This window comes from Pseudanabaena sp. FACHB-2040 (genome assembly GCF_014696715.1).
Classification (GTDB): domain Bacteria; phylum Cyanobacteriota; class Cyanobacteriia; order Phormidesmidales; family Phormidesmidaceae; genus JACVSF01.
On record NZ_JACJQO010000001.1, the window covers coordinates 267,886 to 281,228 of the forward strand.

The window sequence follows — 13,343 nt, forward strand, 5'->3', positions numbered from 1 at the left end:
AAAATCACCTGCCTAATTCAACCGTTTTCCTGAGTTAGAGGCATCTTTCCAGCGGTATAAACCTTTTGATGGAGCGGTTTTTCACCGCAGAATCCGCTTTTAGATGCAGCCTCTCTTATCGGTACAGCTCGACTGCTCTTGAAGAGATCACAGCCTCTCTAAAGGCTATCTAGAAGACGGAATACCGAAAGTTAGAAATTTAGCTTCAAAAGTTTCTCTCTTAAGAAAGAGGCAAAAGCGAAATACTTAGCAAATCATTAAAAACGTCAGCATTAGAAGCAAGCTTAGATATCAATAATTGCATGTTGACAAGGCCAATAAAGCCTATAAAAATTACGCAATTATTACTGAACCAATAAAGCCAAAACAGCGCAATACATTGCTGCCATTGTGGGCGAAGCAAGGCAATCCTCGTGCTGTCATGGCGGGCGAAGCACATAGCCCTTTGGGCATTCAAGAAAAGCGAAGCCACGTTCGCAAGGCTGTAGCAAGCTATGGAGTGACTGGCAAGGCTAAGGATTGTGCATTAGCCTTGCCAGTCCACTACGATTGATGCCTCATGTTAGCTGTGCCCCTTCACCCCCCTTCAGGGGAGAGCTGTTGATGCCTTAACGCCTAAGGCCGTAGCGCTCAGTATTGCGATAACAGGGACGGCCTTAACTACCCAGCAACAACAAAGTTTACCAACTTGCCAGGGACGACAATCACCTTCTTAATTTCCTTGCCTTCGATATGGCGCTTAGCGACTTCCGACTCACGCGCGTACTGCTCTAGGGCAGCCTTGTCGGAATCAGCAGGCACTTCAATGGTGCCGCGAGTCTTACCCATGATTTGAATCACCAGCGTAATTTCGTCGGCAATTAGTGCATTGGGATCGGCTTGGGGCCAAGGTTGCTGATGCACTGAGCCAGCCTGGCCCATCTGTTGCCAGAGCTCATCGGCAGCATGGGGGGCAAAGGGTGCCAGCAGTTTCACCAGAGTCTCAATCCCCTCAGCGTAAACGGGTGAGTCTTTGCAGGAGGCATCACTGAGGGCGTTGTTGAGCTTCATCAGCTCTGAGACAGCAGTGTTGAACTGGTACTCGCCTTCAACGTCTTCAGTGACTTCTTTGATGGCGATATGGATAGCGCGGCGCAGGTCTTTTTCAGCCTTCGACAGGCCCTCTGGTAGAGGCACAGGGGCCTGCGCATTAGCAGATCCAGCGCCAATGAATTCGGTCACACTGCGCCACACGCGGTTGAGGAAGCGGAACTGGCCTTCTACGTCGGCATCATCCCACTCCAAGTCTTTTTCGGGGGGCGCTTTGAACAGGATAAACATACGGGCGGTGTCGGCTCCGTACTTAGCCAGCACGTCCTTCGGGTCTACCCCGTTGTACTTGGACTTAGACATCTTCTCGTAGAAGACCTCTAGGGGGTCGCCGGTTGCTGGGTCCACCGGGTTTTGGGGATCGGCAACGTCGGCGCTGGCGACATATTTACCTGTCTTGGGGTTTTTGTAGGCGGTGTTTTGCACCATCCCTTGGGTGAGCAGGCGGTTAAAGGGCTCATCAAAGTTGAGCAGTCCGCGATCGCGCAACCCCTTGGTGACAAAGCGAGAGTAAAGCAAGTGCAAAATAGCGTGCTCAATGCCGCCGACATACTGGTCGACAGGCAGCCAGTCGTTCACTTTAACGGGGTCAAATACTTGGCCTTCATTGCAGGCATCGGCATAGCGCAAGAAGTACCAGGACGAGTCGATGAAGGTGTCCATCGTATCGGTTTCTCGCTTTGCCGCTTCGCCGCAGCTGGGGCAAGGCACGTTGACCCAGTGCTCCAATCGGGCCAAGGGGGAGCCGCCTCGTCCAGAAAACTCGACATCCTCGGGCAGCAGCACGGGGAGTTGATCGTCGGGGACGGGCACCGCTCCACAGGAGGGGCAGTGAATGACGGGGATGGGCACGCCCCAGTAGCGCTGACGAGAGATCAGCCAGTCGCGCAAGCGGTAGTTGGCTTCGCCTTTGCCTTTGCCTTGGGCTTCGAGCCATGCGATCGCAACCCCCACGCTCTGCCCCTCACTCTTGCCAGCAGGCGTACCATCTAGCGGGCCAGAGTTAACCATGTGACCTTCACCAGGCCAGGCTGCGGTCATCGTGTCGCCATCAAGGGCTTCCCCTTCAGGCTGCACGACCACCTTAACTGGCAGGTTAAACTTGCGGGCAAAGGCAAAGTCCCGCTGGTCATGGGCTGGCACTGCCATGATTGCTCCGGTGCCATAGCCCATCAGCACGTAGTCAGCGATCCAGATGGGGATGTTCTCACCGTTGACTGGGTTAATAGCATAGCTGCCTGTCCAGACGCCCGTTTTTTCTTTGTCCTCAGCAGTGCGGTCGATGTCGCTCTTGCCTGCCGCTTCTTTTTGATACGCCTGAATCGCCGCTGCCTGAGTGGGCGTCGTCAGCTTTTCTACCAGGGGATGCTCTGGCGAAAGCACCATAAAGGTCGCACCCCAGAGCGTATCGGGGCGAGTAGTAAAGATGGGCAGTTCATCGCCAGCTTCAGTTGTGAAAACTACCTGAGCCCCCGTCGATTTGCCGATCCAGTTTTCCTGCATCAGCTTTACCCGCTCGGGCCAGCCGGGCAGCTTGTCGAGATCATTCAGCAGTTCTTCGGCGTAGTGGGTGATCTTGAGGAACCACTGGCGCAGCAGCTTGCGCTCAACCATCGCACCTGAGCGCCAAGAGCGACCTTCGCTGTCTACCTGCTCGTTGGCTAGCACCGTTTGGTCGATGGGGTCCCAGTTGACAGCAGCTTCCTTTTGGTAGGCCAGCCCCATCTGCAAAAACTGGACAAAGATCCACTGCGTCCACTTGTAATAGTCGGGGGAGCAGGTGGCCACTTCTCGGCCCCAGTCATAGGCTAGACCGAGCTGTTTCAACTGCTCCTTCATTTGGGCAATGTTTTGGTAGGTCCATTTGGCCGGGTGAATTCCCCGATCAATGGCCGCATTTTCAGCAGGCAATCCAAAGGCATCCCAGCCCATAGGGTGCAGCACTCGATAGCCCTGCATACGCCGCACCCGACCAATCACGTCGGTGATGGTGTAGTTGCGGACGTGGCCCATGTGCAGATTGCCCGAGGGGTAGGGAAACATGGACAGCGCATAGAACTTGGGTTTACCAGGGTCTTCAACCGCCCGGTCAACGCCTTGCTCAGCCCAGGTTTTTTGCCACTTTGCCTCAATTTCTGCGGGATTGTATCTGGACTCCACGCCCCAAACTCCTACTTCAGCTACGCTTGCAGACTGACTCTATTAGCACTAGGCCCAGTGTAAGCGCTAGAGAGAGCCTTTTTGTACTCGTTCACTAAATCCTGAACAACCATTCTACAAAGCGAGCCTAGACTTTCATCAGCCGTTCGGCCTTGGTTTTTGGGGATGACGGCTTCGCCTTTTTCTGCTAACTCAACTCAGCGGTAGCCACGGACAAGCTCAACCTCCCAAGACTCGCCCCATTGTCGCGGGATGCCTGTGCGATCGCAGCCATAATAGTGTCAAGTTTGTCTTGGGAGGTTATAGAAAGTACGCTCAGGATAGCGCCAGTCTCTTGTAGCTATTGTCGTTGCTCTGTTGTCGCTTTTTTGAGTGCAGACACAACGTAGTCGGGCAAGTCCTCGGCATCGGGCATGGGCGCGTCGGAAAAGGTGATGAGCCTGATGTATCGGGCGTTGCCCTCGGCGTCTGCTCCGGCTGATCGGCTGAACCAGATGGCGGCTCCAAACTTCTTGTTTTCCCCGCTGCGGCGCGTGTAATAGTGCCCCATCCACCAGAGCACGGTGGGGCCGTGTCTATCTTTGCGGGTGGGGATTGCGCCGATAGCTTGGGGCCAGTCGGGCTTGAGGTAGTCGGCTAGGGTACGTTTCCAGTTGGGTGGGTTGTTGGCTGCGATCGCAGTCATGGCTAACTTGAGCTGCTGCAGTAGGTCTGTGAGCTGGGTGGGGTCTTTAGACTGTGTCATGGGGTAGTACTCCTAAAATAGGAAATCTGTGGGTCATGCTGGCGTTTACTGGGGCGTTTGCTGTGGCGTTTGCTGAAACGGGGAGGATTGAGTGTCTTTGCTTCGAGCAGCAGGCATCGGCGAGACAGGTATTGCCAGCGTGTAGAGCGGCGACGGCTGCAAGGATGTTGATCTGAGTAATTGAGAAGGGGTTAGGGCGGCGCATAGCCTTCGGCTTTCCAGTTGCGCTTGGGTTGGGTGTAGGTGGTGCCAGGGGAGAAGTTGGGGTTAGGGACGGTGATGCCCATTAAGGCTTCAACCCCGATCGCATTGGCTTCTCGGCAGTTGCGGTGCTGGTCAAAAATCACGATTTGACGGGGCTGAGGCGCTATTGAATGGTTGCGATCGCAAGCTCCAGCGCTTCGTATTCGCGCTTCTAAGTAGCGATGCCTGCAGCGGTAGCCTCTGCTTCTGCCAGTTCTTTTGAAGTGAGTCGTCTACCTATATTGTGAGTTATTTAGTAAGAGACAAGCGACCAACTCTGGATAGCTGGGAGGTATCCACGCGATCAAAACCTCTCTGGTTTCTCGGTGTGTGATGCCGCTGGGGTTACGCTGAGCCTGATCACCTCGATTGCAGTCTTCCCCTGGGCTGTGGGCAGCGGCTAAACAATAAAAGGGCACTCCACCTACTGGGCGCTGGGCGGTAGCTTTTGGCTGCGTACGCTTTGCGGGTAGGGGAGTGCAAGGGACGGCAATCGGTTGGAAGAAATCCCGCTGACTGCTTATCTAGCGGGGCTTTTTATGGGTGAATATACACTAGACAAGAACGATATCAAGGTTTGTGTTAAACGAAGAGGGCTTATTAGCAAGGGTGGCAAATTTAACCGCTGCTGCTGGATCAGCACCATCCGGATCGTAGAACAAGTCACCGGTAGTTCCATCGTAGCTGAACCAGCTCTGCCGCGTAGAGCCCTTACCAATGATGAATGCTGGAACTTCAATCTTGTCGCCTTGCGCTGAATTGAAATCTCTGATGATGTCAACTTCATCAGAATCATAATTGAGGCCAAAGATATCTGCGCCTATCGCCCCCAGAAGCGTGTCAGCGCCCATACCACCAAAGAGCTTGTCATTGCCATCACCACCAATGAGGGTGTCATTACCAGCATCGCCAATAAGGAGGTCATCGCCAGCGTCGCCGATGAGGGTATCGTTGCCAATGCCGCCTCGAAGAATATCTTTGTCAGCGCCACCCCTGAGGGCATCATCACCACTATCTCCAAAAAGTTCGTCATCACCACTGCTGCCATAGAGGTAGTCGTTGCCACCACCGCCATAGAGGAGGTTAGCGAAGTTGTTACCGTAGATAGTATTGTTGAGACCGTTGCCGACGCCAGTGCGAGCACTGCCAAGTAGCATCAGGTTTTCAACGTTGTCTCCCAGCGTGAAACTAACAACACTATTTACGGTATCTGTGCCTTGGTCAAAAGACTCAATAACACGGTCGGCTGCAGAGTCTACGTGGTAAGTGTCATTGCCGGTACCGCCGTACATGGTGTCATTGCCAATACCACCATAAAGATAGTCATTGCCAACAAGGCCATATAAGTTGTCATCGCCATTCCCACCATTCAAAGTGTCATTGCCAGCATCGCCAATGAGGTAATCATTGCCATAGCCGTCTCCACCAAAGAGGTAGTCATCGCCATTGCCGCCAAAGAGAAAATCATGACCATTCCCCCCATCAATGGTGTCATTACCATCGAAGCCATAGAGATAGTCGCTGCCATCATAGCCGTATAGGTTGTTTCCGAGGTTATTACCGCGAATGGTGTTACTGAGGCTGTTGCCAACGCCGGTATAAGCACTGCCAGATAGCGTCAGATTTTCAACGTTGTTCCCAAGGGTGAAATTAACAGAACTGATGACGGTATCTATGCCTTGATCAAGAATCTCAATAACTCGGTCAGTGGTGGAATCTACATAGTAAGTATCGTTGCCCATTCCCCCGTACATAGTGTCACTGCCTGGGCCGCCATCAATAACGTCATCGCCTGCTAGGCCGTAATAGGTATCGCTGCCTGTCGTTCCCTTAGTGGGATACTTCAACTCGTCGTTACTGTTGGTACCTGAGTAGATGGCCATTGTTCTTCTCCAAAATCAATTAACCTTTACAAGCCCTGACCCAACTACCTGGCACAAGTTTTCCAAATTCTTGCCCGATTGAACGCTGTCACCTATGGCTAAAACGTTCTCGCGATAATCTTATCGGCTAAGGTTGCTGATTTTCTAAGTTCGTTTATTTATTGAAATTAGTAGAATTTTTGTTCTGTTAAGGAAGATAAATCTCTTTACTGCTGCCTGAGCGATCGCAAACCCTTTGGAAATCCGGGTTACCGCTCCATCCAAAGCTCAAGAAAGTCCCGCAGCTCTACTCAGGTTTCTAGGCGAGGAACTCGGGTTCGATGGGATATGAGCTTTGGTTGTGGTCGAACGTTGGAGTGAGATCGCAATCCCAAAAAACCTCAGCATGAGCAGGTGCTGAGGCTCTTGCCAGTGTGCGGGGATAAAAAAGAGGCAGCGCTTTCACCAAACCGGCTCCAACCCTTCCACTGCTTGAATCCGATGATGTCGCATAATTAGCGGAAGCTCCAAGAACAAAGCCATTGCCGCACTAACTCGATCTGGCAACTCCGGTGCCGTCTCACGGGAAATTCGCCGTAGAGCTTGTGCGATCGCACATTACAATCTCAATATTCAAAAAAACTGCCTGAAGACTCGTATCTTGCCTGCAGTATCCGTCGCCTCCATTGCCCAATTCGAAAGCTTAGGTGCATCAAGCAGATACCACACCATAGTCTGCCTCATTCTGTGAAAGACAAACTTTTCAGAAATGAGTTAGTACCTCCTCCCCCGGGAATCCTTAGCTTAGTGGTAGTTACATCCTAGTGGCAGCCCCACCGCTTCAACTGTGGGGCTTTTTCTTGCCCAAATATTAAGAATCTAGTTCACCCGTATCAAAGCCAACCAATTTAAGCAAGTGACAGTCGGCACTGACCGCATCATCTCTGGCATTGGTTCTAGCGACATCCTCACTGGCAGATGCTCTAGCTAAGGCTGCTGAAACCTACAAACTCTCTGATGAAATTGAAGCGGCACTGCACCTGAGTTCGTGAGCCTGGGTAAACTCATTTATATAAAGTCAACACTCCATCATAGCGATTTATATGGAGGATATTCCATTGACTAATGCTGTCCTACTGTCTGAAGACACCTATCACATCTTTGTCTACGGCACGCTCAAGCCAGGGGAGCGTTACTACGAACTGATGTGTGCCCCCTATGTCTTGGAGAAAAGGGTTGCGATCGCACCCGGTCGTCTCTATGACTTGCCTCTAGGCTACCCGGCTATGACCTTAGAGGAAGGGTGGGTTACAGGCATGCGGCTGAGCTTTGTCGACTGGGCAGTACTGACCCGGCTAGACGAGTTTGAGGACTATTACCCCAACCGCCCCTTGGAGGAGAGTGAGTACCAGCGAGTAGAGCGAACTATTTTCACACCTGATCAGGCCCCCTTGGGCAAGGCTTGGGTGTATGTCATGCAGCCCCTACGAGTGCAAAGCGTTGGGGGAGTTTGGCTGCCAAATGGGTGTTGGAGCGGCAGTCTTCTACCTTAAGACACTCTTCATCCCGCCAATATTATGTCATGATTTTTAGGTTAAGGCTAGGTTAAGAAACGGGTGTACTGAGGTATTTTATAAATATCCAGGCATACCCAGACAACTGTGTTCCACTCGGATGTTTTTATGGACAGCTGTTAATTTAGGAGGTTTTGAGATGGTGCCAAGAGATTTTCTACATACCTACTCCCGTTACTACGGTCAGGGACGTGTGGGTAACGTAATGTTTAACTCAAATCTTCAGGAGTTTGCCCAGCGCATCAGCTTCATCAGCAACCTGCATACAGGGGGCAAGATGACTTCAGAAGAAGCTTTTAACCAAATCGCCGACCTTTGGCAGGCCCTAGAAAGCAGCAAAATCAATTTAGATGCAAGTGCTTTGTTGGGAGAATGAAGGTTGGCGACATCGTCCGCCTCAAGCAACCTTTTTACCCACCTCCTGTGCCTAGCAAAGCCTATCGGTATGCTGTAATTGCGGGTTTAGTTCCAGCTGTTGGTGATCTAGAAACTGCTTCCCAGCCCGCAGAAATCGTGGTTAACCTCTATGACCCAACAACCACTGAGGTTTACACCGACGAACTGGGGGCAAAAGCGCTTTATATTTTCTATCCTGACGAGATAGATTTAGCCTGACTGTCAGCAGGAATCACAGTTTGGTGGTTAACTGCTGCTTAAGATCAGGAAAGCGCCCTTCAGTCACCATTTTATGCTGAGCCAAATTCAAACCATTGCGGCAGAAATTACGCCACGTCTGATCGAAATTCGCCGCCATCTACACAGTCATCCTGAGCTGAGCGGCCAGGAATATAAAACGGCAGCTTATGTTGCCGGGGTAATGTCGTCGTCTGGCCTACATGTTCAGGAGCTAGTCGGCAAAACGGGCGTAGTCGCTGAGCTCGAGGGCAATGGCACCCTGCCGCTGCTGGCAGTCCGGTCTGATATGGACGGGCTGCCCATCGTGGAGCGCGCCGATCTGGAGTTTGTCTCTACTCAGCGGGGGATCATGCACGCCTGCGGTCACGATGTTCATACGACCGTGGGTCTAGGGGCTGCGATGGTGCTAGCCCGACTAGAGAGCAAGGCCTTAGGCAGAACTCGCTTTCTGTTTCAACCCGCTGAGGAAACCGCTCAGGGAGCCCGCTGGATGATCGAAGACGGGGTAATGCAGGATGTGGCAGCCATCCTTAGCCTGCATGTCTACCCAAGCATTCGAGCCGGTACTGTGGGCATTCGCTACGGGGCCTTAACGGCAGCAGCAGACGATCTAGAAATCGTGATTATTGGCGAGTCAGGCCACGGGGCCCGGCCCCACGAAGCGATAGATGCGATCTGGATCGCTTCTCAAGTAATTACCACCCTACAGCAGTCAATCAGCCGCACCCAGAACCCGCTACATCCAGTCGTGCTGACCATTGGCCAAATTAGCGGCGGCCGGGCTGCTAACGTCATTGCTGATCGAGTAGCGTTGCAGGGCACGGTGCGATCGCTCCATCCCGATACCCGCAGTCGCCTGCCCCAGTGGATTGAGAAAATCGTGGCGGGGGTTTGTGAGCCCTATGGAGCCAAGTACGAGATCAACTATCGGCGCGGAGTGCCCTCGGTGCTCAATGATCCGGGGCTAACTCAAATTACGGAAGTCTGTGCTGAAGAAGCCTTTGGCCGAGAGCGGGTAGAGCTGATCTACGAACCATCTCTAGGGGCAGAAGACTTTTCCCTATACCTGGAGCATGCACCGGGGACTATGTTCCGGCTAGGGGTAGGATTTGCCGACCGACCTACCAACTATCCACTGCATCACCCCAAATTTGAGGTCGACGAATCAGCTATTGCCACAGGCGTTGTGACGATGGCCTATGCTGCCTACCGCTATTGGGAAGCTGTCACCAGCCTGTAACACCAGACTAATCTTTAGGCCGGGGGGGCAGTTCAACAATCGCCCTACAATAAATAACCTATCCCCATGACTGCCCTTGGTACCGGCACTAGCGCGGGTGCCAAGGTTAGTTTCGCCCTGCATCTATTCCCCGCATTCAAAGGAGACTCCATCTTGTCCGGCAGCATCCCCATCTTTCTCGTTGACGAAGCTCAGCTCAAAAATCAGCATTCTGAGAGCCAAGCTTGGTTAACAGCCTCTGGGTTTAAAGGTGAACCCAGCACGTTTAGCCTGGTTCCCGACGGGCAGGGAGGGCTCGGCAAGGTTCTAGTCGGTAAGCCAAAGACCGTGGATACCTGGGTTCTCGGCAACCTGCCCCAACTGCTGCCGCCGCAGGACTATCACCTGGCCGATAGCTGGTCTGACTCTGAAGCCACCCAGCTTTATCTAGGCTGGCAGCTAGGACAATATCGCTTTGCCCAGTACAAGCACGCCCCAAAAAAGCCGGTGGCCCAGCTGATACCCCCCAAAAACGCCGACCACCTATACGTCACTGCTGCGACAGAGGGGACTTTTTTAGCGCGAGATCTAATCAACACGCCAGCCAACGACATGGGCCCGGCTCATTTAGAAGCCCGCACCCTAGACATTGCTGGCTGCTTTGGAGCAGATTTCCAGGTGATTACCGGAGAAGATCTGCTGTCGCAGAACTATCCCCTAATTCATGCCGTGGGCCGGGCTGACGACCAAGCCCCCCGGCTGATTGACTTTCGCTGGGGCGATCTAGATGCTCCGAAAGTAACCCTGGTGGGCAAAGGCGTTTGCTTTGATAGCGGCGGTTTAGACATCAAAAACGCCAGCGGCATGCAGTACATGAAAAAGGACATGGGCGGAGCCGCTCAAGTACTGGGACTGGCGCTGATGATCATGAAGCTACAGCTGCCGATCCGCTTACGGGTGCTGATCCCAGCGGTTTCTAACAGCATCTCCTCCAACTCGATGCGGCCCTTGGATGTGCTGCCTTCTCGCCGAGGCATTACGGTGGAGGTCGGCAATACTGATGCTGAGGGCAGGCTGGTGCTGGCCGATGCGCTTTGGGAAGCCGTGAGTGAGGAGCCAGAACTGCTGATTGACTGCGCTACCCTCACCGGGGCTGCTCGGGTTGCCCTAGGAACCGAACTCCCCGCTGTTTTTTCAAACCATGCGGAGACCGCCAACGCCCTGCTAGAAGCAGGTCAGGCAGTGGACGATCTGCTCTGGCAACTGCCGCTACACCAGGCCTACCGCCCTATGCTCGACAGCAAAGTTGCCGATATTTCCAATATCTCCAGCGCCTCCTACGGCGGCTCAATTACAGCAGCCCTGTTTCTACAAGAGTTCGTAAAACCCACTATTCCCTGGATTCACATCGACGTGATGGCCTGGAACTTGCGATCGCTCCCCGGCAGACCCGAAGGCGGCGAGGCAATGAGCATGCGGGCGCTGTTTGAGCTGATCCGGCAGCGGTTTGGGAAGAAGTGAGGGGAGGGAGAGGGTAGAAGGTGAAGGGTGAAGGGTAAATGGGTAGAGAGCTGAATTGCTGAGCTTTGAGTTCAGTGGGTCTAGCCTTATTTTGACCCTCAAAACCTTCACTTCAGCCCCCTCCTGCGATCTATCCACCCTTCACCTCTTCCTAAAACTCCAGCTGCTCTCGGTAAAGAGACTTGACTAAACTGTCGAGCTTTTCATCGGGGCAGCACTCGATCAGCACATCAAAGGCGTCTAACAGCTTGGCGGCGTGCTCTCCTAGCACAGGGCTAAGCCCCCAAACATCGTCAACCCATTCGCGGGGCTGGGTTTCGTCGAAGATCATTCTCTCAAGCAGCTGTTTAGCTTCGTCTTTAGATACGCTCATGGTGTTTATGAAAGTAGAGACGCGGTTCAATAGCCTACCCTGCCGGAAGCAAGCCATGGGCGTGGCTTCGCTGGGACTGCGCTAACGCGTTTTGTTACACAGGACATCCACACTGTAACAGGCGCTGATTAGGGAAATTTTGCCAGGGTGTTGAGCAGGGTTTGACGGAAGGGGGCATCGGTCTTGCGATCGCACCTCACCTCTAGCACCCGCACTCCGGCCTGGGGCAAGCTCCCTAACCGCTGAGAAAAGGTTTGCCAATCATCCACCCGTTCGTAATCAGCGCTGTAAGCAGCGCAGAGCTTTGCCACATTAACGGTTTGGGGCGTAGCAAAGAAGTCTTCGAAAGGCGGATCAAACTTAGAAATTGGCAGCATTTCAAAGATACCGCCACCGCTGTTGTTAATCAGCACGATGGTCAGGTGTCCTCGCAGACGGGGACAGGAGAGAAAGCCATTGGTGTCGTGCAGGAGGGCCAGATCGCCGGTCAACAGTACCGTAGGCTGATTGCCGTGGGCAATTCCCAGAGCCGTGGACAGAGTGCCATCAATGCCGTTTGCGCCTCGGTTGAAGTAGGGCTGAATCCCCCGGTCGTTGAGGCTCCAGAACCACTCTATGTCCCGCACCGGCATACTGTTGGCAATAACCAGAGGCGTCTCTGCTGGCAGCGTGCGGGGCAGCAGCCAAGCAACCTTGCTCTCGACTAAATCTGTCGTTTTCTCAAAGGTCTGGTCTAAGCGCTGTCGCACTTTGAAGTCCAGTTCTAGCCAGGTCTTGAGGTAGTTCCCATCGGTTGCTGCTTCGATAGACTCTGGCAGCTCAATCAGGCTAGCAAGCGGCACCGTTTTGCCATGGAGCGGGTCGAGGTTGCGATACCCATCGTCCACTACCCAACGCAGCGGATCGACCTGCTCTAGCCACTGCCGTAGGGTTTTGCTGGTGGGCAGCGGGCCGATCTGAATCACCTGATCGGGCACTAGCTGGGCCGCCAAATCAGGCTGTCGCAAAATCGCGTCGTAGGTTGTAATTAAGTGCGGGTTGAAAGCGGCATGGTTACGCAGAGGGGAAAGTCCTTCTGCTAGGACGGGCCACTGGAGGTGATAGGAGAGGTTTGCGATCGCATCACAATAAGCCTCTGCGTCTAGGGGCTGGGCGGGCCCGGCGATGATGAGCCCTTGGGAGGAAAGGGAAGGAGATGGGGGGATGGGGGGATGGAGGGTATTTCTTTCGTCTGTAGGGGGGGACTCACTAGGTACAGTGCCTTGTCCCGTTCTAGGTAGAGGAAAAAACTGTACTCCGGTAAAAAATGAATCGTCTACCCATTCCTTAATCGCTGCTGTCGAACCGTCTTCTAAGGGAGCCAGCGGATCGCGAAACGGGCAGTTCAGGTGGACTGGCCCCGCCACGGGCAGTAGCGTCTGTCGCCACGCCTGCACCAGGGTTTGCCGCAGATACCGCAGCAAACCCAAATCCGCAGCCGGAATTGCCAATTCGGCATACCCGTTTGAAAAATTACCGAACAGCTTTTGCTGGTCAATCGTTTGCCCCGAGGCGCAGTCGCGCAGCTCCGGTGGTCGATCTGCCGTCAACAGCAGGAGCGGTACTCGGCTCTCTCTAGCTTCGATTACCGCCGGATAGTAGTTTGCCCCTGCCGTGCCCGACGTACAGACCAGGACTACCGGCTTGCCCGTACGCTTAGCCACCCCCAGCCCAAAGAACGCCGCCGATCGCTCATCCAACACCGGCACCGCCTCAACGCCAGGATGCAGCGCCAGCGCCACCGTCAGCGGCGTGGACCGCGACCCCGGCGAAACCACCGCCGTCTCCAAACCCAGCCGCACCAGAGTTTCTACCAAGACAGAAGCCCAGAGCGTATTGGTGTTGCAAAAATCAAGCTTCATTTCAAATCGCCACTACAGTG

At 53.7% G+C, this 13,343-nt stretch carries 12 protein-coding genes; 6 read left to right on the plus strand and 6 right to left on the minus strand.

Features of this window, described 5'->3' with window-relative positions:
- Positions 1–298 precede the first annotated feature (298 nt).
- Positions 299–553, plus strand: coding sequence for a hypothetical protein (locus H6G13_RS01130; protein ID WP_190481282.1), 255 nt, complete (start codon positions 299–301; stop codon positions 551–553).
- A 107-nt stretch (positions 554–660) separates the two neighbouring features.
- Here H6G13_RS01130 and leuS read toward each other — a convergent pair whose 3' ends face one another.
- From leuS to H6G13_RS29010, 4 genes are all read right to left on the minus strand, one after another.
- Positions 661–3,249 (minus strand): leucine--tRNA ligase, encoded by a 2,589-nt coding sequence (leuS, locus tag H6G13_RS01135; RefSeq protein ID WP_190481284.1) that lies wholly within the window; start codon positions 3,247–3,249, stop codon positions 661–663.
- Positions 3,250–3,589: 340 nt separating this feature from the next.
- On the minus strand, positions 3,590–3,994 hold the full coding sequence (locus H6G13_RS01140; RefSeq protein WP_190481286.1) for a single-stranded DNA-binding protein: 405 nt from the start codon (positions 3,992–3,994) through the stop codon (positions 3,590–3,592).
- 191 nt (positions 3,995–4,185) lie between these two features.
- Positions 4,186–4,341, minus strand: coding sequence for a hypothetical protein (locus H6G13_RS01145; protein WP_190481288.1), 156 nt, complete (start codon positions 4,339–4,341; stop codon positions 4,186–4,188).
- A 450-nt stretch (positions 4,342–4,791) separates the two neighbouring features.
- Positions 4,792–6,120 carry a calcium-binding protein gene (locus H6G13_RS29010; protein ID WP_190481289.1) on the minus strand — a complete coding sequence of 443 codons (1,329 nt, stop codon included), beginning with the start codon at positions 6,118–6,120 and terminating at the stop codon, positions 4,792–4,794.
- Positions 6,121–7,217: 1,097 nt separating this feature from the next.
- On the opposite strand from H6G13_RS29010, the gene H6G13_RS01155 reads away from it, so the two are divergent.
- The 5 genes from H6G13_RS01155 to H6G13_RS01175 all read left to right on the plus strand — a co-directional run bounded on the left by H6G13_RS01155 (position 7,218) and on the right by H6G13_RS01175 (position 11,049).
- Positions 7,218–7,652 carry a gamma-glutamylcyclotransferase family protein gene (locus H6G13_RS01155; RefSeq protein ID WP_199305659.1) on the plus strand — a complete coding sequence of 145 codons (435 nt, stop codon included), beginning with the start codon at positions 7,218–7,220 and terminating at the stop codon, positions 7,650–7,652.
- A gap of 160 nt (positions 7,653–7,812) precedes the next feature.
- Entirely contained in the window at positions 7,813–8,049 is a 237-nt protein-coding gene (locus H6G13_RS01160; RefSeq protein WP_190481293.1) for a hypothetical protein, read from the plus strand.
- A gap of 47 nt (positions 8,050–8,096) precedes the next feature.
- Positions 8,097–8,288: a hypothetical protein gene (locus H6G13_RS01165; RefSeq protein ID WP_190481295.1), complete on the plus strand. Its 192-nt coding sequence runs from the start codon at positions 8,097–8,099 to the stop codon at positions 8,286–8,288.
- Positions 8,289–8,361: 73 nt separating this feature from the next.
- Positions 8,362–9,549, plus strand: coding sequence for a M20 family metallopeptidase (locus tag H6G13_RS01170; RefSeq protein ID WP_190481297.1), 1,188 nt, complete (start codon positions 8,362–8,364; stop codon positions 9,547–9,549).
- Positions 9,550–9,702: 153 nt separating this feature from the next.
- On the plus strand, positions 9,703–11,049 hold the full coding sequence (locus tag H6G13_RS01175; RefSeq protein WP_199305660.1) for a leucyl aminopeptidase family protein: 1,347 nt from the start codon (positions 9,703–9,705) through the stop codon (positions 11,047–11,049).
- Positions 11,050–11,200: 151 nt separating this feature from the next.
- Here the strand turns inward: H6G13_RS01175 and H6G13_RS01180 are convergent, their stop codons facing one another.
- Both H6G13_RS01180 and menD read right to left on the minus strand, forming a co-directional pair.
- A complete protein-coding gene (locus H6G13_RS01180) occupies positions 11,201–11,422 on the minus strand; it encodes a hypothetical protein (RefSeq protein WP_190481300.1) in 222 nt (73 codons plus the stop codon).
- A 128-nt stretch (positions 11,423–11,550) separates the two neighbouring features.
- Complete coding sequence (gene menD / locus H6G13_RS01185) at positions 11,551–13,323, minus strand: 2-succinyl-5-enolpyruvyl-6-hydroxy-3-cyclohexene-1-carboxylic-acid synthase (protein WP_190481302.1); 1,773 nt, start codon at positions 13,321–13,323, stop codon at positions 11,551–11,553.
- Positions 13,324–13,343 lie beyond the last annotated feature (20 nt).